The sequence below is a fragment of the Pseudoalteromonas shioyasakiensis genome (assembly GCF_001550135.1).
GTDB lineage: Bacteria > Pseudomonadota > Gammaproteobacteria > Enterobacterales > Alteromonadaceae > Pseudoalteromonas > Pseudoalteromonas shioyasakiensis.
The window spans coordinates 14,997-33,921 of record NZ_LRUE01000016.1; the positions used below are offsets into that span (position 1 = coordinate 14,997).

Genomic DNA, 18,925 nt, shown 5'->3' on the forward strand with positions numbered 1-18,925 from the left:
AAGCCATGAGCAATGACATTTCATCACTTCGTCAGGCATTTGCAAGCCAACGTCAATTCTATGATGATCAAAATTTCCCACGCGGTTTTGGTCGTAGTGGTCACTTCACTTTGCTAGAAGCCGACATTCTCGAGCAGCATGGTGTTGTTCTAAAGGGTTTATACAACAAAACCCTAGAACCACAAAATGAATTTCAAACTCAATTTGTACAAGTTGTTACCGGTAATCTTGAAGCGACCAATCCGATTGAGCGCGCTTGGATAAAATACCTTAAGCAAACAACCTGTAAAACCAAGTTTCACACATTATTTGGGCGCTCTCGCATTGCGACCTCAACACCACAAAGTGTTGAATATTATTCTGAGTCAGACAGCCTATAACAATTTGCTTTTTTACCCTTTTAGGGTTAAAACTTGTAATAACTTTTGTTTCGCCAATAAGTTATTACAAGGCAAGCTGTGACTCGAAGAATATTAATAATTGAAGATACGCCAACCATTGCGCGGGTGCAAAAGCACATCGCGCAAAAAGTTGGATATGAAGCCGACATAGCCGGTAGCTTAGCTGAGGCAAAAGAGCTTATTAGCAAGCACAGTTACTTTTGTGCCGTAGTAGATTTTATTCTACCTGATGCGCCAAACGGTGAAGCAGTTCCTTGCACCATCGAAGCCGATATCCCGACCATTGTAATGACTGGCAACCTTGACGAAACAACACGTAGTATCGTTGAAAAACACCCCATCATTGACTACATCACCAAAGAAAATAAACAAGCCTATCAATACCTAGAAAAACAACTGGCTCGCTTGCCTCGTAATGAGCAAATATTGGTATTAGTAGTCGATGATTCAGCGGCAACACGCCACCATATTTGTAACTTATTAACCCGTCATAAATACCAAACAATCGAAGCGGTTGATGGTGTTGATGCTTTAAAAGTACTGGCTGAAAACCCAAAAATATCGGTGATCATTACCGATAATGAAATGCCTAACATGAATGGGGATGAGCTCTGTGTTGAAATTCGCCGTTTATACTCCAACGATGAAAAGGCCATAATCGGCATTTCTGCACTCGATACTCTGCATTTATCAACGCGCTTTTTGAAATCTGGCGCAGACGATTACCTTCGTAAGCCATTCAACAATGAAGAGTTTTATTGTCGGCTCAGCCAAAACGTCGACATGCTTGAAAACATTAAAACGATTCGTTTACAAGCAAACACTGATTATCTCACTAAGCTGCCTAATCGCCGCTATTTCTTTGGTGAAGCAAACAGTCATCTAAAAGCTGCAAAAGTGTCAGATACCTCAGTCTCTTTAGCCATGATTGATATTGACCACTTTAAATCAATTAACGATAACTACGGTCATGATGCCGGCGATGAAGTTCTTAAGGGGTTATCGCAATGTATGGCAAAGTATTTTGAAGATAACTTAGTAGGCCGCTTTGGTGGTGAAGAGTTTGCAGTCTATTTTGCTGATCAAGACAAACAAGAATCGTTGCAACGCTTAGAGAAGTTCCGCTTATTTGTCGAAAAGCACAGCCCTGAGTTCAGTAAAGACCATATCAAGTTTACACTGTCGATTGGTTTTCATAATGGGCCTGTTTATAGTTTGGATGAACTAATAAAACAGGCCGATTTAAAGCTTTATCAAGCTAAAGACACTGGCCGCAACAAGCTAGTAAGCTAAGCCTACACAGGCTTAGTTACCGCCTCTAATTGCGCTTTGCGTTGCTTACGGCTCTGACGATACGAATCCCAGCTGAATAATGCCAAAGCGCTCCAAATACATGCAAATGTCACCACTCGCTCAGCATCAAATACCTCACCATAAAAAGCCACCGCAAGCATAAACATTAAACTTGGACCAATGTACTGAAAAAAGCCAAGCGTACTGTATTGCAGGCGCTTTGCTGCACCGGTAAAACATAACAGCGGTAAGGTTGTCACCACACCAGCACTAATAAGTAACAAGTTAATGTGCCAATCGTTTGCAGTTAAATCAGAGCTTGCTGATGGCATCATCAACCACCAGTAAATTAGCGCAACCGGTAATAAAATAAGTGCTTCAAGCAGTAACCCTGGCAATGATTCAATCGGCAGCTTTTTACGAAGTAGCCCATAAATAGCAAACGATCCTGCTAATGAGAAAGCAACCACAGGGAATGAACCAAAGCTCACAAGCTGAAGCAACACACCACAAAGCGCTAGACCTACCGCAACGCCTTGCCACTTGCGTAGTCGCTCACCTAAAAATAACATACCCAATAACACATTCAGTAATGGATTTATGTAATAACCTAAACTGGCATCGAGCATATGATTATTGTTCACTGCCCAAATAAATAACCCCCAGTTAAAGCCAAGTAAACTTGCTGTTATTACCAACATCAAAAGTAATTTAGGTTGTCCGAGTACAACACGAATACGCTGCCATTGATGACGAGCAGCAATAATAAGAAGTAAAAATAACACCGACCAAATAACACGGTGCATTAAGATTTCAAACGCAGAAATCTGCTGTAGAAACTTAAAGTAAATGGGCGCAAGACCCCACATAAAAAAGGCTAAACAAGCGAAAATAACGCCTTTTCGCTGCTCAATGTTGGTAGGCATAAGTTTGGCTTTATAGTTTAAAAACGCTATTTTACGCCCCCTTAGCAGTGACGCAACCAAAACACGCTAAATAAACCCATGTATTTACTTCTTAAAAGGGACTGTCATTATTGCAAAGTAACGCCTTGATATTAAGCACCTGTGAAACGCTGAATTCTGCATCTTGAGGTCGTTTGGGTATATTTCTACAGACATCGCCATAAAAAACCACTAAAATGCTTGGCGATGAATACCAATACCGCAATGTCCAACACACCCGTTCGATCACCACAAGCCGTACTCAAACAAGTGTTTGGTTACAAGGACTTTCGTGATGGCCAAGAAGCGATTATAGCCGCAGCGCTAGACGGACAAGACTCGCTTGTACTCCTACCAACGGGTGGAGGCAAATCATTATGCTATCAAGTACCTGCTTTGATCCTTGATGGTGTGACTGTGGTTATCTCGCCGCTTATTTCCTTGATGCAAGACCAAGTTGCCCAACTAAGAGCACTCGGCGTGCAAGCGGCCTACATCAACAACAGCCTGCCTTTTGAAGAGCAGCAAGCTGTCTATCAGCAATTGCACTATGGGCAAATTAAGCTGTTATATGTTGCACCAGAAAAAGTACTGCAACACGAATTTTTAGAACGCTTGAGTCATCTAAAACTCGCACTTTTTGCAATTGATGAAGCTCACTGTGTGTCGCATTGGGGTCATGACTTTAGGCCGCATTACTGTCGGCTCAACGAGTTAAAGCAACGCTTTATGCATGTGCCCATGATGGCCCTTACAGCAACGGCAGATAAAGCAACTCGTTACGATATTATTGAACAGCTTCAGCTTAACCACCCTTACGTGCACACTGGTAGCTTCGATAGACCGAACATTCGTTACACCATAGAAGAAAAATTCAAACCTATGGTGCAACTGCTTCGATATTTAAAAGAGCAGCAAAATCAAAGTGGCATTATTTATTGCACCAGCCGCAAACGGGTTGATGATGTAGCCGAAAAACTTGCAGACGCCGGGTTCAATGCCGCCGCCTACCATGCGGGAATGAGTAACGAGCAACGCCAATTTGTGCAATCGGGCTTTGCCCGTGACGATATTCAAATTGTGGTTGCGACCGTTGCCTTTGGCATGGGAATTAATAAACCAAACGTACGTTTTGTGGTGCATTACGATATTCCAAAAAGCATCGAGGCTTACTATCAAGAAACCGGTCGTGCAGGTCGTGATGGCCTGGCTGCAGAAGCGATTATGTATTTTGATCCGGCAGACATAGGCCGCGTACGCCGCTTTTTTGAAGATATTGAAGACGAGCAACGTCGTCGTGTTGAAGAGCAGCGCTTTAATGCCATGGCAAGCTTCGCCGAAGCACAAACATGCCGCAGACAAATCTTGCTCAATTATTTTAGTGAATATAAGCGCGAAACCTGTGGTAACTGTGATATTTGCTTAAACCCACCCACCAGCTTTGATGGCACCCTTGTAGCGCAACAAGCCTTGTCGTGTGTATATCGTGCTGAGCAACGTTTTGGGATTGGTTATATTGTTGAGTTACTGCGCGGTGCAAACACTAGCCGCATTCGAGATAACAATCACCATCAGCTAAGCACCTATGGCATAGGTAAAGAACACAGCGTGGAATTCTGGCTAAGTATTTTAAGGCAGCTTATCCATCAAGGGTTATTAAGCCAAGATATTACCCAAGGTTCGTCATTACGCTTAACCGAAGCCGCCCGTGCAGTACTTAAAAGTGAATATGCATTGCAACTTGCTGAGCCTCGCTTACAAGCTAAGCACGTTTACCAAGATAAACTCGCTCAGTTTAATTACGATAAAAAGTTATTTGCGAAATTACGCGCTTTACGTAAAGAACTGGCCGATGCCGATGATGTACCACCTTATGTGGTATTCAATGATAAAACCCTCGCTGAAATGGCGCAGTTAATGCCAACCAACGACAGTGAGTTTTTGAAGGTGTCAGGTGTTGGTTTCACTAAACTCAATAAGTACGGCGCACCGTTTTTAAATACCATTCGCGACTATCTTGCCACCAATTAGGACTGCTATGACTGAACTAACTTATGATGCCGAGCATGAGATTATTCTCATAACGTCGAGTGAGCTTCCACACGATGAAGACTTTGAACTTTGGGCAACCCTTTTCTTGCACGCGCCAGCCATAACAACCGCCGACTTTGATGCCGGTGCTGATCGTCATCAATTACGCTTTCACTTTACAGATCATAGTTTTAATCTAAACTTTGAACATTACAGTGAAAGTATTTGGATCAATGCTGAGGGCATAGAAGCCAGTGCTGCATTGCCACAACTTCATCAGTATTTAGTAGCGCAATTACAATAATAAGCTAGACATTTTCCCACGCTTAGTATGTAGTAGTTGCACAGGAGATACTCAACTAAGGGTGTAAATGGGATTTAAGCAGTCGCACTTTGTTGCTAGGTTAATAACACTATTACCAATCTGCATAGCAGCCAATGTTCATGCAGAGCAGTTCTTTACTGACGATAGTAATTATTGTCAAAACCAACGTACGCTTAAATCACAAGATAATAACTTACGCCGCCAGCTCGATGCGGATAACCCCCTACCCGATGCCGCTAATAACCGTAAAATAGTCTCTATTGAACTTGAACAGCTGAACGTATTTAACACTGAGCTTGAAGAAGAAAATAACTTTTTATTTCGCTTTGCCAATCGCGCTCACATGACTACAGAGCCTAATGTAATACACAGCGTTTTATTGTTTCAAGAAGGTGATGTTTACAATCCACGTAAACTGCTTGAGTCAGAGCGATTACTGCGTAAACAAGGCTACTTATATGATGCGCGTATCAACGCAAAGCTCGATTGTGATGGCAACGTACATGTAAAAGTAATTACGCGCGATCTGTGGACCCTACTGCCCGAAATAAGCTTTAGCCGCAGTGGTGGTAAGAATGAGTCGAGCATTGGCTTTCGCGAATCTAACTTTTTAGGCTGGGGTAAACGAGTGTCGTTTAGTCGTACCCGTGATGCTGATCGCACTGGTTATCTGTTTGTGTATGATGATCCGCATATTTTCTCTAGCCGTTATCAAGGCCGTTTAGAATATTCAGATAACGATGACGGTAAACGTCATTATCTCGATGTAAGCTATCCTTTTTTCTCGATTGATACGCCCTACAGCTACGGTGTTACAAGTTACTCTGATCAACGCCGAGAGTCACTTTACTATCGCGGTGACGTAGTTAGTGAGTTTGAACAAAAAACCTTATTAAACCGCGCTTACTTTGGTCATTCATCACAACTTGGTAATAGTTGGACTCAGCGCATTAAGCTTGGCATCGAAAACCGAGAAGAAACCTTTAGAGAAACGCCATTCACGCGCTTTCCTATCGCTGAAGATAGAACGCTGAGTTACCCTTACGTTAGTGGCCAATGGTTTGAAGATCACTACGTTAAGGTTAGAAACTTCGATAGCATCTACCGCACTGAAGATTTAAACCTTGGTTGGAATATCCATGCCTTACTCGGTTATTCGAGTGATGATTTTAGCGACGATGCCAGCCGTACTATTTATTCGTTATCTTTATCAAAAGCGCATTACTCTGGAGACAATCAGTTATGGCGCTTTAAAGCAGACCTTGATGGCTACTGGAATGAAGAAACCGATGATGTCGAAAACCTATTCGCTAGCACGCAGCTACAGTATTATCTCAATACCACACTAAGGCAAAGCTGGTATGCCAAAGTACGCTTACAATATGCTGAAAACCTCACTGCTGATAAACAACTCACTATTGGTGGTGAAAATGGTCTACGCGGTTACCCGCTTGACTACCAAGTAGGCGACCGCAGCTTCTTAGTGAATCTAGAAAAACGCTACTACTGGGAATATGACTTACTACAATTGTTTAAAGTGGGTGGTGCCGCGTTTTATGATATTGGTAGAGCTTGGTATAACGACAAAGATAATGGTGCCAATGGTAACGTGCTACAAAATGTGGGTGTGGGCCTGCGCTTAGCGCCAAGCCGTGCCAATGCCGGTACGGTTATTCACCTAGATATTGCCGCACCTATTAACAAGCAAGATGACGACATAGACTCTGTGCAATGGCTAGTAACGGTTAAAAATACCTTTTAAAGTAGTGTTATTGTTAAGCTAAAAAGCTAAAATCGAAGCGTAAAATATTAACTTAGGAACCCTTTTGGACTTCGTCGAATTCTTTAACGAGCAATATCATTTAATCGTGACTATTATCGCGGTTTTGCTCTATCCATTACTGCGTAAAACCACCAAAAAGCTGCTGTTAAAAGCAATTAAAGGCAAGGCTGATCCGCATCGTGAATACCGTGCGGAGCTGTTGCTGAATATTATTCTTGCCATTGTTATGCTGTGCTTAGTGTTAGTTTTTTGGGGGATAGAGCTACGGGGCTTATTAGTACTTGGCTCATCAATTTTTGCCATGCTAGGTGTCGCGCTTTTTGCCGCCTGGTCTTTACTAAGTAACCTAACAGCGTTCTTGTTGATGTTTATTCAAAACGACTGCCGTGTTGGCTTTTGGGTAAGAGTAATTGACGGTGCAAACTTCTTAGAAGGCCGCATTATCGAAATGGGCTTAATGAATGTTGTACTTGAGCATGTTGATGGTCACAAAGTGATTTACCCAAACAACATCTTTGTCACCCGCCCTGTAATGGTGTTAAAGAACCCACCTACAGCGACTAAAGCGCCAACCATAAAACGTATTTTAGGCCCAAAAAAGTAACGGCTTAAAGTTAACGAGACCTTGCTAAATAGGTGTTATTTTTCTGCTTCCGTAGGCGATTAATATAAAACAAAATAGAATGACTAAAGGGTGAAATAACACGATATGAGCAACACTTAGCTCTGTAAAAAAGCCGTGCGTAAGTGAAATAGCAAGCGTAAATAAGCCTGTGTAAAATAGAAACATTTTCATCTTTGATCCTTTAGTCATTTTTACGACAATTAAGTAAGTAAAAAAACTATAAACCTTGCACTTGCTCTAAGGTCAAGTAATAGATGGGGACAGGCGGATACAAAAAAGCCAAACATATAGTTTGGCTTTTTGAATTACAGAATAGGTTATTAGTTATTTAAATCTGCGGTTTTTAACTCGTCTTCAATATCACTTATTTCATCAATAAAGTTTTCGAGCTGTTGTTCAACTAGGCTGTTTGCGTGAGCAAAGTAAGCAAGATGGAATACTGCATCCCCCTCGTTTACCAGCGGCATAGTTTGCTGACCAATGACAATACCACTGCGTGGCGCCAGTAGTTCAAGTTCAGCATCACCTAGTGGGCTACTTATATAAGCTAGAACCTGCCCTTTCATTACTCGCTCACCCAGTGATACCTGTGCACGAACAATACCGTCAACTTCGGCACGTATCCAACTCGTCGAGCTTGCAATAACCGGCTCTGGCAGTTTCTTAGCACGCTTACCACGCACCATTTTTAAATGACGCATCACATAATCAACACCTTGCACGCCTGCAGCAATGGCAATTGGGTCAAAGCGAAGCGCTTCACCAGCTTCATAAGTAATAACGGGTATGCCTAAATTGGCCGCTTCACTGCGCAATGAACCATTACGAAGTGACGCATCAATCACTGCTGGGGTGCCAAACGCTTTTGCCATGGCTGCTGTTGCAGGGTCGCTCAAATTAGCACGAATTTGCGGCAAGTTCGTACGATGAATTGCACCTGTGTGTAAATCAATAATATGCGTACAATGCATTGCCACTTGAGTAAAAAACGCATTCGCCATTCGCCCAGCTAACGAGCCACGCGTTGAGCCCGGAAAACTGCGGTTCATGTCACGGCGGTCTGGTAAGTAGCGTGACTTGTGAATAAAGCCAAACACATTCACAATCGGTACCGCAATAATAGTACCGCGCAATTGCTCTGGATCGATTTTAGCAAGCAACTGCCTAACAACCTCAACACCATTGAGCTCATCACCGTGAATAGCAGCACATACCATTAATACAGGCCCTTGCTGCACACCATTGACGACTTCAATTGGAATATTTAACGGCGAATGGGTGTAAAGCTTGGCAGCTTCAATTGCAAATGTTTTACGTTCGCCAACACCCACCGTATCGCCTAAAATTGAAAACGGTGTATTTTTCTTAACCTTAGCCACGCACTTTTCCTTTTAATAGAGCGCTTATTTTCTTAACCTTTACCACGAGTTGCAGTTTTCTTTGATGCCGCTGTTTTTTCAATAAACTCGACAATCATGCCTGCAATGTCTTTACCGGTTGCAACTTCAATACCTTCAAGACCAGGTGATGAGTTAACCTCCATCACCAATGGACCACGAGCAGAGCGAAGTAAATCAACACCTGCTACGTTTAAACCCATCGCTTTAGCTGCAGCAACAGCTGTTTTTCTTTCTTCTGGAGTAATACGAACCAACGTCGCACTACCACCACGGTGTAAGTTAGAACGGAATTCACCTTCTTGCGCTTGACGCTTCATCGCGGCAATTACTTTATCGCCTAATACAAAGCAGCGAATATCAGCACCGCCCGCTTCTTTGATATACTCTTGCACCATGATGTTGGCTTTTAAGCCCATAAACGCTTCAATTACACTTTCTGCGGCTTTGCGTGTTTCAGCTAATACCACACCGATACCTTGGGTACCTTCAAGTAGCTTAATAACGACTGGCGTGCCACCCACCATGCTTAATAAATCTTTTACGTCATCTGGTTTACTTGCAAAGCCTGTCACTGGCATACCCACACCTTTACGAGAGAGTAGCTGAAGTGAACGTAACTTGTCGCGCGAGCGAGTGATCGCCACAGATTCATTGACAGGGTATACACCCATCATTTCAAACTGACGTAATACCGCACAGCCATAGAAAGTTACTGACGAACCAATACGCGGCACGATAGCATCAAAATCTTTTAAATTTTCACCACGGTAATGGATTTCAGGCTGCTCTGAATTGATGTTCATATAACAACGAAGTGCATCAATTACTTTCACTTCGTGGCCACGCTGCTCTGCGGCTTCAATTAAGCGACGTGTTGAATACAAATTTTGGTTGCGAGATAAAATACCAAGTTTCATAAGTTAAAAACCTTAACTGATAAACTCATACACGTAGCAACGTGTGATAAGTCCTTTTCCTATAATAAATGAGATAAAGCCGGATCAACGACTATGCGATTTTCCATTGCTGTACGCCCTAACAACATTCTAAACTTCATTGTTGAACGGTTACTTAAAGTCACCCTTACAGGCCAGCTTTGGGTTCCTGCGACTAATTTTGTTTCAATAAAGTAGCGTAGCTCACGCTGACCGCTTGAACTGGTCACATACTTACGCTCAACTACTTTGGCGCGACACTCTACCGTTGTTTCTACATCGTCTTGTAGAGGATGGGTAGTAAATTTCACCCATGCTTCGCCATTTTCTGAAAATTCCTCAATGTCAAAAGCATGAATACATGAAGTTCTCGCTCCGGTATCAACTTTTGCTTTGATTTTTTCTATTCCCAGTTCAGGCAGGCCAAGCCATTCTCGCCAGCCAACAATAATTTTTGCGCTCATTAATGTGCCCTCTATAAAAAAGTGTCTTATACGCTACAGAGCTAGAAACACCAACGAAATATATTTATCCACTCGATAAGTCGATTTCATTAATATAGTCTTGACTATACTAATGTATATACTCAACCATATCCCACTATTTGTAAAACGAGAGTTCAATATGATCAATGGGTTACTTCATGTCTTAATTTTAGACGAACAAGGCGGTGCACGTGCTATTGAAAATAGTACTGAGCTGCAAAATTGGCAACCCGAACACGGAAAACTTTGGGTGCACATGGACTACAGCCAAGCTGAAGCCGTTGACTGGCTTGAGCAAAGTAATTTATTAACTGATTTCGAGCTTGAGTCCCTTATTGCCGATGAAACACGTCCGCGTTTAAGCAAAGTCACTAATGGTAATATGCTGTTTTTACGTGGCGTTAATCTAAACCCTGCGCAAAGCCCAGAAGACATGGTCTCGTTACGCTTATTTATTAACGAAAATATTGTGATCACAACCCGTAAGCGCCGTTTATTATCGGTGCAGGATGTTGTTGAATCGTTTGATGGCGGCAATGGCCCTTGCTCAATCTCTGAGTTAGTTTGCCAATTGGCGCAAAACTTAACGTCGCGTATGCAAGCTGTTATCGACAGTTTAGATGACACACTCGATGGCTTTGAAGATGAAATTGATGAACCAAACAAAGGCTTTGATCATCAATCATTAGCACAAATACGCCGCCAAACAATCGCGTTAAAACGTTATTTAAGGCCACAAAAAGAAGCGCTTATTACTTTGTTAAACAACAAATATAAGTGGTTAGATGAAGACGATAAGGCACGCTTAAACGAAACAACCAATATGTTGATCCGTTATTTAGAAGAGCTAGATAGCTCAATTGAACGCGCGCAAATTATTCAACAAGCAATAACAAGCCAAGTATCTGAGCAACTAAACCAACGCATGTATGTGATGTCGGTGGTTGCAGCGCTGTTTTTACCACTTGGCTTTTTAACTGGCTTACTAGGTGTAAACGTAGGCGGTATTCCGGGCACTGAAAGCCCTTACGCATTTAGCTTATTTATTATTTTTTTGGTGGTGCTAACTGTTGGGATTGGCATTTACTTTAAAAATAAGAAGTGGCTATAACGCGACAACCTTTTTAATTAAATCAAGGCGGACGGCATGTTCGCCTTTTTTTGTTGCCAAAATCAGGTGCTCACCATCGGAGTTGAGTATTTTGAGGGTCTCTGCTTTTCCTTCTAACTGCTCACCAGATACTAAGGTAATGCGTAATAGAGATTTATGCATGCACCATAATTCATATTTATCGTAGTCGCCACAAGCGATAGGTTGATAAGTCATTAGCTTTTTGGAATTGTTTGAGGAGTTAATCGAGCTTAGAAGATATTAAAGTGAAGAGCAAATGGCGCTCTCGGCAGGGATCGAACCTGCAACTTAGCCTCCGGAGGGCCACGTGATATCCATTTCACCACGAGAGCACATTTGTCGTCGTCAATACTGACTCGCGATATCAGCATGACAACCCGGCAATGATAATGGCATCTTGTGCTAAATGCTAGCATCGAGGCCTTTATATGCACATAAATTCAGCAATTTGCATTAAAACACTTCACTTTCGTGCAGAACCAAGGTATTAACGTATACTTAATAAAATTAATAACAAGGTGGCAGTATTGCCATGTAAGGGGAATTTGATCATGAGTTTAATGTCTACAGAGCAAGTCGCGGAGTTTTTAGGTGTAAAAGTCGAACGCGTAAAACGTCTTGCTCGCGAGCATTTACTGATCTCGAAATCACAAGATGACAAAGGTGAACCTTTGTTTAATCCAGAAGACGTAAAAAAATATAAAGAACTTGCCGAGCGAATTGGCGGTCTTTAATTTTTAGCTTTTTCTATGAAGTGGTTAAGCTGTATTAGCAGTGGCGCCACTTTATCCATCGCACCACGTTGTTCGTACCAACAAATACATAAAAGCAAAAACAGCGCATGAAATGCCTCGAGCTTTTCAACTGATAAGTAAAACTCATGATGTTCGCACACTAACGCTTGATAGCGTTTAAGTAACGCCAGTTGCTGCTCGTCATTTAACGCAAAGCTCACTACCAGCGCAGCTAAGTCGAAGTAAACATCGTTGCTTTTGGCATACTCAAAGTCGATTAAAAACATACCCGACTCATTCACAATGATATTTTCTTTCACTAAATCATTATGACAAAAACCCATGTCTTTAGGCACTGAAGCAATATAAGCCAGTGACTGTTTAATTAGCTCTGCATGTTGCTGGTACCGCGCTGTTTGTTGGTAGTAGTTAATTTCGTAGGCAATATCCATAGGTTCAGTAAGCACAGGGTAACGGTGTAAATTAACTAAGTCGGGCAATAAGCTACTACAAAATTCACCGCTGGCAATACTACCTGCCACGTATTCGAAAATAGCCGTATCGGTTGCTTGCTCTAACCAAAGTGGGGCTGGGCAGCAGCTTTGCTTTGCAAAGTGCGCTTGCGCTGCAAGGCCAATCGCCGGCCAATGGTCGCGATAGTGCTTAACCAAGAAATCTTGGCTTGCTGTTTTAACCAGGTAGTTATCATTGCTTAGCCCCTCAACCAGCGGGCTGATTGAGGTGATAACTAAACGTGAGTTGAAGCGCGTAAAAAGCGCGTGAATTTGTTGCTCAGTTTTCATCTATAGCTGTGCAAGCGGCTTAGCCTGATGCTGCTCGTATTCTTCATACCAGGTTTTAAAGCCCCACGCGGCCATAATGGTGTAAAACACGAAAAGTACTAAGGTTGGGTAATACCCTTTTTCAAAGTATAGATACATAGATGCTGCATCAATCACAATCCAGTACAACCAGTTTTCCAGTACCTTCTTGGCAACAAGGTAGGTTGTCACCACCGCAAAACAGGTGGTAAAGCTGTCTAAATAAGCAAAATCAGCGTGAGTGTAATTGGTCATCACAAAACCAATGGCAACTGAGGCCAGTGAGGTGGCAAGCAAAATCACCGCATGACGCTTTAACGACCATGAAATAATGGGCAAATGATCTTTATTATTCATGCCCCTGCGCCAAACCACCCAACCATATACCGCCATATACATGTAGTAAAAATTAAGGAGCGACTCCATCAACAGTGCGCCATTCCAGTACATTACGGTATAAATAAAGGTGCTCACAAACGCGGCTGGCCAGCACCATAAGCTTTCTTTAATCGCTAACAGTAAATACGCCATCGATAGGGCAACGGCAATATATTCCCAATGCGACATGGCAGTAAAGCCAGAGAAGGTTTCGCTTAAAAATTCCATAACTCGCGCTACTTTAGGGTTTAGTCTTCGCTAGGCGACAAGTCACCATGTAAGAATTTACAGACGAAAATAGCTTTACCAAACTCTTCATAAGAACGTTTGATTTCAGTATTAAGTACAGACATCACTAAATCATAGTCACCGAAAATCTGAGTAGATAAGGTGTTGGTGATCACTTTAAGACCTTCGTAACTGTTTACACGGTCAATAAAACCTTTGATAAACGGAATGTAGTCTTGATGTAGTGGGTACTTACTGATCTCTACTGAAAGTTTCATTATGATTTACCGAGTCTTTGAAAAGTATTGCATTGTAACCCGCTTATACTAACAAGTCATGGCTATGGTTATTTTTTAGTGTAAAATCAGCCCCGATAAACATTGAGGATTCATTATGGCACGCCGCATCACTTACAAATTTAAAAACCAGCCTCGCGAAATCAATTTTGCAAAAGATAAATACCGCGATATGTACCATGCCATTGCTGCGGCTGAAGGCATTGATTTAACCAATTATTTAAAGATGGAACAGCAAGTCGAAATGACTTCAAAAGGCTCTGCAGCAGTACGTAACTTTCGTGACCAAGAATTCGCACGAATGGGTTTCAGTGACGTGTATTTTATTAAAGAGTAACAAAGTTACTCTTGATACTCGTAGCTCACACGTGGGGTGATATTACAGAGTAACTCGTAAGGAATAGTTGTTGCGCACTGGGCAATCTCTTCAACGGGTAGCTCAGGCCCCCACATAATCACCTCATCACCCACTTTGATGTTGTCGCGGTTATCACCAATATCCACCGTGATCATGTCCATCGCTACACTGCCAACAATACCATAGCGTTGTGATTTAATAACCACAGGTGTGCCCTGCTCAGCATGACGTGGATAACCATCACCATAGCCCATCGCAACCACCGCAAGCTTAGTCGGTTTATCGCTATGCCAGCGTCCGCCATAGCCAACACACTGATCGGCATCGACATCGCGTATCGCGATAACTCGCGTTGTTAAACGCATAACAGGCTCTAGTCCGTGCTGTTGCCCTACGCCATTGAGCATTGGCGATACACCATAAAGCATCAAGCCAGGGCGCACCCACTCGCCATGACCTTTTGGCCAAGCAATAATGCCAGCAGAGTTTGCAAGGCAATGCTGCTCACTTTTGCCATCTGCCAGTGAGTCAAATAAGGCAATTTGCTGAGCGGTTTTTTCATCATTGATGTCGTCGGCGCATGAAAAATGCGTCATTAACTTAATGTCATCGCGGGCATTCGGGCTTGCTTTTAAGCGACTGTAGAAAGACTCAAATTGCGATGGCGCAATACCCAGTCGATGCATACCCGTATTCACCTTTAACCAGCACGCAATTGGTGCATCAAGGCTTGTATTTTCAAGCGTTGCGAGCTGATTTTCATCATGAATAATGGTTTGAAAGTTATTGGCAAGCAAGATAGGTAAATCATCTTTATGAAAAAAACCTTCAAGCAATACAATAGGTTTTGTCAGTCCACCTGCACGTAGCGCTAGCGCTTCGTCTATTCGAGCAACCGCAAATGCATCGGCATCATTTAAGTATTGAGCAATTTTAACTAAGCCATGGCCATAGGCATTGGCTTTAAGCACTGCCATTACTTTGCAACCAGGCGCAAAGCGCTTCACTTGTGCTAAATTATGAGCAAGTGCTTTTAGGTTGATTTCGGCAATGGCTAAGCGCATTAGTATTCGTCGTCCATAGCTGGACCCGCGTAGTTATCAAAACGCGAAAATTGACCTTGGAAGGTTAAACGTACTTTACCGATTGGACCGTTACGTTGCTTACCTATGATGATTTCGGCCACGCCTTTTTCAGTACTGTCTTCGTTATACACTTCATCACGGTAAATAAACATGATTAAGTCGGCATCCTGCTCGATTGAGCCTGATTCACGTAAGTCGGAGTTGATCGGGCGTTTATCGGCACGTTGCTCTAGGGTACGGTTAAGCTGCGATAGTGCAATAACCGGACACTGCAGTTCTTTTGCCAGTGCTTTTAATGAACGAGAGATTTCAGCAATCTCTAAGGTACGGTTATCCGATAAGCTTGGCACACGCATTAACTGCAAGTAGTCGACCATGATCATACTAATACCGCCATGGTCGCGGGCAATACGGCGTGCACGCGAACGCACATCTGTTGGTGTTAGGCCCGATGCATCATCAACATACATCTTACCTTTTTCCATCAACAAGCCCATGGTTGACGACAGACGCGCCCAATCGTCATCATCTAGCTGACCGGTACGAACTTTAGTTTGGTTAATACGACCTAGCGATGCCAGCATCCTCATCATGATTTGCTCTGAAGGCATCTCTAGTGAGTAAATAAGTACAGGCTTATCTTGTGTCATGGCTGCGTGTTCGGCTAAGTTCATCGCAAAGGTTGTTTTACCCATCGATGGACGTGCCGCCACAATGATAAGGTCAGAAGGCTGCATACCCGCTGTCATTTTATCTAGGTCAGCATAGCCGGTACTTACACCCGTCACACCATCTTGTGGCGACTGATAAAGCTCTTCAATCTTATCAACAGTTTTTTCTAAGATACTGTGTAAGTTTTGTGGGCCTTCGGTGCTTTTACTACGCTGCTCAGCAATTTTGAATACTTTACTTTCAGCAAAATCGAGCAGGTCATGACTGGTACGCCCTTCTGGGCTAAAACCAGCTTCTGCTATTTCGTTCGCAACACCAATCATTTCACGAATAACAGCGCGCTCTCGCACGATATTCGCGTAGGCATCAATGTTCGCCGCACTTGGTGTGTTCTTAGCAATTTCAGCGAGGTAGGCGAAACCACCAACACTACTTAACTGATTATTTTTCTCTAAGCTCTCAGAAATAGTGATCAAATCGATTGGATCACCGCCTTCAGCAAGACTAACCATAGCCTCAAAAATCAGCTTATGGGTTCGGGTATAAAAATCCTGCGCAACCACTAACTCAGCAACACGGTCAAACGCTTGATTATCAAGCATTAAACCACCTAAAACAGATTGCTCAGCTTCTATTGAATGGGGAGGGACTTTTAACGTATCGACTTGCTTATCTGGTTTGGCCATAACATCACAAAACTAAAATTGAATGGCTCTATTCTATCTACTTGCTAAGGCTGTGCAAATAGTTAATACCAATCGACTTAAATATTTGGTCATTCTAGCGTGCTAAATAAAGCGCTAACTGCGTTAGAAATGTCTAAAGTAGAGTAACTACATGTCAAAATTTCAGCCTTGTTATCACTTCATTTATCTGTCGCTATTTAAGACCAACAACTTAACACGATTGGTATAAGCGGGAAGTCCTCCCGCTTTATTGTAATTGAGTGAAATATTGTAATTGAGTGAACTCTAATCGTTATTTCTGTTTACGAAGTTCAATACGTCCACTAATCGTATCCATTTCGATATCAGCATCCCCACCGTTAATACTAAATTCTAAGTCGCTAGATGGGCCATATTTCGCCTTCGTTGCTTTGTCATCGCTGAGCTCATTAACAATTTTACCGTTAGCGTGAGCTTCAATTTCAAACTTTGCCGATACATCAGCTGGGAAGTAAAACTCGGCGTCACCACTGACTGATTCAAAACGAATATTGGCATCTGCTAGTAACTTGTTGATGTGAACTTCTGCTTCACCATTTACGGTATTGATGCGCAGCTTTTTAATTGCATCAAAAGCAAAGTCGATATCACCGTTTACATTTTCAAGGCGAACATCTTGTGCTTTGGTTTTTGATTTAATGTCGCCATTCACCGCGGTAAAGCGTAAAGCACCTTGCGAGTTTTTATCGTTAATTTCACCATTGACTGTTTCAAAGCGAATATCACCGTTTAAGTCGTGGGCATTTACATCACCATTGACCGTTTCAAAGCTCATGTTGCCGCTAATATCTTGCACTGTGATATCACCGTTGACGGTATCAATCTCTGCACCTGCTTCAAGCTCTTTAGCACTAACTGTGACATTCACCCCAGCAAACTCAAGCTCACTACTTTTTGGCATGTAAATGGTCAATCGAGAGCCGTCACCGCTATTCCAGCCACCTAAGTTACGCGGCATTTTTACGATAAATTCAACACGGCTGCCTTCAACCTCTAAACGATAGCCTTGTGCTTTATCGTCAAGCTCACCTTCGATTTTAAGTTGTGGTTTATCCCACCCTTCAATGCGTACATCACCACGTTGGTTTTCAATAAAAATACGTTTATTTGCAGGTACATCAATTTGTTCATTAATAGTTTGTCCTGCCATTGCCATCAGTGGCAGTAATCCTAAAGTTAAGGCTAGTAATTTCATAATTGTCACTCCTAAATCGTTTGCCACTTCGGTGCATGCACCTTGTTAATTAAGTCCAATTGTTGCTGATAAACCTGCGACAGCATTTGTAATAAAGCTGGGTTTTCAGGTTCCTTCTCAAGTGCTTGCTTAATGGCACTTTCGGCTTCTTCTAACTCTTTTAGTTGTTGCTGCCAGTTATCGGTTAATGCAGGTTGATTTTGATACTGCACCAACAAACCTTGCTTTTGCTTGGTAAAATAATCGCTCATTGCCATCATGCTATTTGGCTCACCTTGGCCAACAAAAAGCTGTACGGTCAATAGTGCGGCAATACAACAAGCGGCAACTGCAGCGAGTTTATTCCAGCCATGGGTTGGCTTATCAGTTTGCTCTGATTGCCCTGTTGCAATTGCTCGCTCAACACCGGGCCAGAGATCTTTGTCTGGGCTAATATCTTGCTTATGGTTAAGCGAGTCATTTAAAAATTGTTCAAATTCTGGCTTACTCATTTTCATACCACTCTTTTAATAACTGCCTTGCACGGTGAAATTGCGATTTACTTGAACCGACCGCCATATCAAGCATGCTTGCTATCTCTTCATGGCGATAACCTTCAATTGCATGGAGTACAAACACCATACGTGCTCGCTCAGGTAGTCTCAGTACTAATTTATCGAGGCCGTTAAAGCCGTCGCAATCTGCTGCGCTTTGCTCATCCATACCGCTTTGTTCAAAACTCACTACTTTTTGAAACCAGCTTTTATGTTTGCGAATGTAGCTAATCGCAATATTGCTGGTAACACTGTGTAACCAAGTCGAAAATTGTGAGCGTCCATCAAAGTTCGCGATTTTGTGCCACAACTGTACAAACACTTCTTGTGTTGCATCTTCGGCGTGCTCTTTGTCAGCAAGTAATCGCAAACATAGGCTATAAACCCGCTTCACATGCAACTCATAAAGTGTTGCGTAGGCTGCTTGATCACCGCTTTTTACGCGCTCAATCAAGGCATGCTCACTTTGCTGGGCGAACGCTTGTTCTGCATCTATCAACATCCTGGATGTTGTCCTTTATGATTATTGTTGTGAATTTAGTGTAT

The 18,925-nt window shown here is 42.5% G+C and carries 22 protein-coding genes and 1 tRNA gene; 9 read left to right on the top strand and 14 right to left on the bottom strand.

What is annotated here, in order from left to right; all coding sequences use genetic code 11:
• Nucleotides 1–5 precede the first annotated feature (5 nt).
• Entirely contained in the window at nucleotides 6–380 is a 375-nt protein-coding gene (locus tag PASHI_RS12930; RefSeq protein ID WP_054563414.1) for a MaoP family protein, read from the top strand.
• 78 nt (nucleotides 381–458) lie between these two features.
• On the top strand, nucleotides 459–1,694 hold the full coding sequence (locus PASHI_RS12935) for a GGDEF domain-containing response regulator (RefSeq protein WP_062565953.1): 1,236 nt from the start codon (nucleotides 459–461) through the stop codon (nucleotides 1,692–1,694).
• A 2-nt stretch (nucleotides 1,695–1,696) separates the two neighbouring features.
• On the opposite strand, the gene rarD is transcribed toward PASHI_RS12935, so the two are convergent.
• Entirely contained in the window at nucleotides 1,697–2,620 is a 924-nt protein-coding gene (gene rarD, locus PASHI_RS12940; protein WP_062565954.1) for an EamA family transporter RarD, read from the bottom strand.
• A 225-nt stretch (nucleotides 2,621–2,845) separates the two neighbouring features.
• Here rarD and recQ point away from each other — a divergent pair, with 225 nt between their 5' ends.
• The 4 genes from recQ (at nucleotide 2,846) to PASHI_RS12960 (ending at nucleotide 7,381) form a co-directional block, all read left to right on the top strand.
• The gene (gene recQ / locus PASHI_RS12945; protein WP_055021899.1) at nucleotides 2,846–4,669 is read left to right on the top strand and encodes a DNA helicase RecQ; all 1,824 of its coding nucleotides are present in this window, start codon (nucleotides 2,846–2,848) and stop codon (nucleotides 4,667–4,669) included.
• Between the two features lie 7 nt (nucleotides 4,670–4,676).
• Complete coding sequence (locus PASHI_RS12950; RefSeq protein WP_062565955.1) at nucleotides 4,677–4,973, top strand: DUF3630 family protein; 297 nt, start codon at nucleotides 4,677–4,679, stop codon at nucleotides 4,971–4,973.
• A 67-nt stretch (nucleotides 4,974–5,040) separates the two neighbouring features.
• The gene (locus tag PASHI_RS12955) at nucleotides 5,041–6,756 is read left to right on the top strand and encodes a BamA/TamA family outer membrane protein (RefSeq protein ID WP_082710940.1); all 1,716 of its coding nucleotides are present in this window, start codon (nucleotides 5,041–5,043) and stop codon (nucleotides 6,754–6,756) included.
• A 64-nt stretch (nucleotides 6,757–6,820) separates the two neighbouring features.
• Nucleotides 6,821–7,381: a mechanosensitive ion channel domain-containing protein gene (locus PASHI_RS12960; protein ID WP_063529308.1), complete on the top strand. Its 561-nt coding sequence runs from the start codon at nucleotides 6,821–6,823 to the stop codon at nucleotides 7,379–7,381.
• A gap of 341 nt (nucleotides 7,382–7,722) precedes the next feature.
• On the opposite strand, the gene PASHI_RS12965 is transcribed toward PASHI_RS12960, so the two are convergent.
• Genes PASHI_RS12965 through PASHI_RS12975 form a run of 3 tightly spaced genes read right to left on the bottom strand, consistent with a single transcriptional unit; the run spans nucleotide 7,723 to nucleotide 10,201 of the window.
• Nucleotides 7,723–8,781 carry a succinylglutamate desuccinylase/aspartoacylase family protein gene (locus PASHI_RS12965; RefSeq protein WP_062565957.1) on the bottom strand — a complete coding sequence of 353 codons (1,059 nt, stop codon included), beginning with the start codon at nucleotides 8,779–8,781 and terminating at the stop codon, nucleotides 7,723–7,725.
• Nucleotides 8,782–8,813: 32 nt separating this feature from the next.
• Entirely contained in the window at nucleotides 8,814–9,719 is a 906-nt protein-coding gene (gene rimK, locus PASHI_RS12970; RefSeq protein WP_054563407.1) for a 30S ribosomal protein S6--L-glutamate ligase, read from the bottom strand.
• Between the two features lie 59 nt (nucleotides 9,720–9,778).
• Nucleotides 9,779–10,201, bottom strand: coding sequence for an ATP-dependent zinc protease family protein (locus PASHI_RS12975; protein ID WP_054554208.1), 423 nt, complete (start codon nucleotides 10,199–10,201; stop codon nucleotides 9,779–9,781).
• Between the two features lie 160 nt (nucleotides 10,202–10,361).
• Here PASHI_RS12975 and zntB point away from each other — a divergent pair, with 160 nt between their 5' ends.
• Nucleotides 10,362–11,333: a zinc transporter ZntB gene (gene zntB / locus PASHI_RS12980; RefSeq protein WP_062565958.1), complete on the top strand. Its 972-nt coding sequence runs from the start codon at nucleotides 10,362–10,364 to the stop codon at nucleotides 11,331–11,333.
• Here the strand turns inward: zntB and PASHI_RS12985 are convergent.
• Nucleotides 11,328–11,549, bottom strand: a complete 222-nt coding sequence (locus PASHI_RS12985) for a Rho-binding antiterminator (protein ID WP_058583795.1) — start codon at nucleotides 11,547–11,549, stop codon at nucleotides 11,328–11,330. The genes zntB and PASHI_RS12985 overlap by 6 nt on opposite strands.
• A 62-nt stretch (nucleotides 11,550–11,611) precedes the next feature.
• Nucleotides 11,612–11,686, bottom strand: a tRNA-Arg gene (locus PASHI_RS12990).
• Between the two features lie 219 nt (nucleotides 11,687–11,905).
• Here PASHI_RS12990 and PASHI_RS12995 point away from each other — a divergent pair.
• Nucleotides 11,906–12,088, top strand: a complete 183-nt coding sequence (locus PASHI_RS12995) for a helix-turn-helix domain-containing protein (RefSeq protein WP_062565959.1) — start codon at nucleotides 11,906–11,908, stop codon at nucleotides 12,086–12,088.
• On the opposite strand, the gene PASHI_RS13000 is transcribed toward PASHI_RS12995, so the two are convergent.
• From PASHI_RS13000 to PASHI_RS13010, 3 genes are read right to left on the bottom strand one after another with little or no spacing between them, the layout of a single operon-like run.
• Nucleotides 12,085–12,891: a phosphotransferase family protein gene (locus tag PASHI_RS13000; protein ID WP_062565960.1), complete on the bottom strand. Its 807-nt coding sequence runs from the start codon at nucleotides 12,889–12,891 to the stop codon at nucleotides 12,085–12,087. The genes PASHI_RS12995 and PASHI_RS13000 overlap by 4 nt on opposite strands.
• Entirely contained in the window at nucleotides 12,892–13,515 is a 624-nt protein-coding gene (gene pnuC, locus PASHI_RS13005) for a nicotinamide riboside transporter PnuC (protein WP_058583797.1), read from the bottom strand.
• A gap of 20 nt (nucleotides 13,516–13,535) precedes the next feature.
• On the bottom strand, nucleotides 13,536–13,793 hold the full coding sequence (locus tag PASHI_RS13010) for a YkoF family thiamine/hydroxymethylpyrimidine-binding protein (protein WP_054563401.1): 258 nt from the start codon (nucleotides 13,791–13,793) through the stop codon (nucleotides 13,536–13,538).
• 115 nt (nucleotides 13,794–13,908) lie between these two features.
• Here PASHI_RS13010 and PASHI_RS13015 point away from each other — a divergent pair, with 115 nt between their 5' ends.
• On the top strand, nucleotides 13,909–14,148 hold the full coding sequence (locus PASHI_RS13015) for a DUF2960 domain-containing protein (protein ID WP_054554201.1): 240 nt from the start codon (nucleotides 13,909–13,911) through the stop codon (nucleotides 14,146–14,148).
• Between the two features lie 5 nt (nucleotides 14,149–14,153).
• Here PASHI_RS13015 and alr read toward each other — a convergent pair whose 3' ends face one another.
• The 5 genes from alr to PASHI_RS13040 form a co-directional block, all read right to left on the bottom strand.
• Nucleotides 14,154–15,233, bottom strand: a complete 1,080-nt coding sequence (alr, locus tag PASHI_RS13020; protein WP_062565961.1) for an alanine racemase — start codon at nucleotides 15,231–15,233, stop codon at nucleotides 14,154–14,156.
• Nucleotides 15,233–16,612: a replicative DNA helicase gene (gene dnaB / locus PASHI_RS13025; protein WP_054563398.1), complete on the bottom strand. Its 1,380-nt coding sequence runs from the start codon at nucleotides 16,610–16,612 to the stop codon at nucleotides 15,233–15,235. The genes alr and dnaB overlap by 1 nt, the downstream gene beginning before the upstream one ends.
• Nucleotides 16,613–16,904: 292 nt before the next feature.
• The gene (locus tag PASHI_RS13030) at nucleotides 16,905–17,846 is read right to left on the bottom strand and encodes a DUF4097 family beta strand repeat-containing protein (protein WP_062565962.1); all 942 of its coding nucleotides are present in this window, start codon (nucleotides 17,844–17,846) and stop codon (nucleotides 16,905–16,907) included.
• A gap of 11 nt (nucleotides 17,847–17,857) precedes the next feature.
• Nucleotides 17,858–18,343, bottom strand: a complete 486-nt coding sequence (locus PASHI_RS13035; RefSeq protein WP_082710941.1) for a hypothetical protein — start codon at nucleotides 18,341–18,343, stop codon at nucleotides 17,858–17,860.
• On the bottom strand, nucleotides 18,330–18,881 hold the full coding sequence (locus PASHI_RS13040) for an RNA polymerase sigma factor (protein ID WP_054554197.1): 552 nt from the start codon (nucleotides 18,879–18,881) through the stop codon (nucleotides 18,330–18,332). The genes PASHI_RS13035 and PASHI_RS13040 overlap by 14 nt, the downstream gene beginning before the upstream one ends.
• Nucleotides 18,882–18,925: the final 44 nt, after the last annotated feature.

Excerpts from the sequence above, each read along its gene's own strand:
- PASHI_RS12995 (WP_062565959.1), top strand. The coding sequence starts at position 11,906 with ATGAGTTTAATGTCTACAGAGCAAGTCGCGGAGTTTTTAGGTGTAAAA.
- PASHI_RS13030 (WP_062565962.1), bottom strand. The coding sequence starts at position 17,846 with ATGAAATTACTAGCCTTAACTTTAGGATTACTGCCACTGATGGCAATG.
- PASHI_RS12985 (WP_058583795.1), bottom strand. The coding sequence starts at position 11,549 with ATGACTTATCAACCTATCGCTTGTGGCGACTACGATAAATATGAATTA.
- alr (WP_062565961.1), bottom strand. The coding sequence starts at position 15,233 with ATGCGCTTAGCCATTGCCGAAATCAACCTAAAAGCACTTGCTCATAAT.
- pnuC (WP_058583797.1), bottom strand. The coding sequence starts at position 13,515 with ATGGAATTTTTAAGCGAAACCTTCTCTGGCTTTACTGCCATGTCGCAT.
- PASHI_RS13040 (WP_054554197.1), bottom strand. The coding sequence starts at position 18,881 with ATGTTGATAGATGCAGAACAAGCGTTCGCCCAGCAAAGTGAGCATGCC.
- PASHI_RS13035 (WP_082710941.1), bottom strand. The coding sequence starts at position 18,343 with ATGAAAATGAGTAAGCCAGAATTTGAACAATTTTTAAATGACTCGCTT.
- rarD (WP_062565954.1), bottom strand. The coding sequence starts at position 2,620 with ATGCCTACCAACATTGAGCAGCGAAAAGGCGTTATTTTCGCTTGTTTA.
- dnaB (WP_054563398.1), bottom strand. The coding sequence starts at position 16,612 with ATGGCCAAACCAGATAAGCAAGTCGATACGTTAAAAGTCCCTCCCCAT.
- recQ (WP_055021899.1), top strand. The coding sequence starts at position 2,846 with ATGAATACCAATACCGCAATGTCCAACACACCCGTTCGATCACCACAA.
- PASHI_RS12975 (WP_054554208.1), bottom strand. The coding sequence starts at position 10,201 with ATGAGCGCAAAAATTATTGTTGGCTGGCGAGAATGGCTTGGCCTGCCT.
- PASHI_RS13015 (WP_054554201.1), top strand. The coding sequence starts at position 13,909 with ATGGCACGCCGCATCACTTACAAATTTAAAAACCAGCCTCGCGAAATC.
- PASHI_RS12930 (WP_054563414.1), top strand. The coding sequence starts at position 6 with ATGAGCAATGACATTTCATCACTTCGTCAGGCATTTGCAAGCCAACGT.
- rimK (WP_054563407.1), bottom strand. The coding sequence starts at position 9,719 with ATGAAACTTGGTATTTTATCTCGCAACCAAAATTTGTATTCAACACGT.
- PASHI_RS13010 (WP_054563401.1), bottom strand. The coding sequence starts at position 13,793 with ATGAAACTTTCAGTAGAGATCAGTAAGTACCCACTACATCAAGACTAC.
- PASHI_RS13000 (WP_062565960.1), bottom strand. The coding sequence starts at position 12,891 with ATGAAAACTGAGCAACAAATTCACGCGCTTTTTACGCGCTTCAACTCA.
- PASHI_RS12955 (WP_082710940.1), top strand. The coding sequence starts at position 5,041 with ATGGGATTTAAGCAGTCGCACTTTGTTGCTAGGTTAATAACACTATTA.
- PASHI_RS12950 (WP_062565955.1), top strand. The coding sequence starts at position 4,677 with ATGACTGAACTAACTTATGATGCCGAGCATGAGATTATTCTCATAACG.
- zntB (WP_062565958.1), top strand. The coding sequence starts at position 10,362 with ATGATCAATGGGTTACTTCATGTCTTAATTTTAGACGAACAAGGCGGT.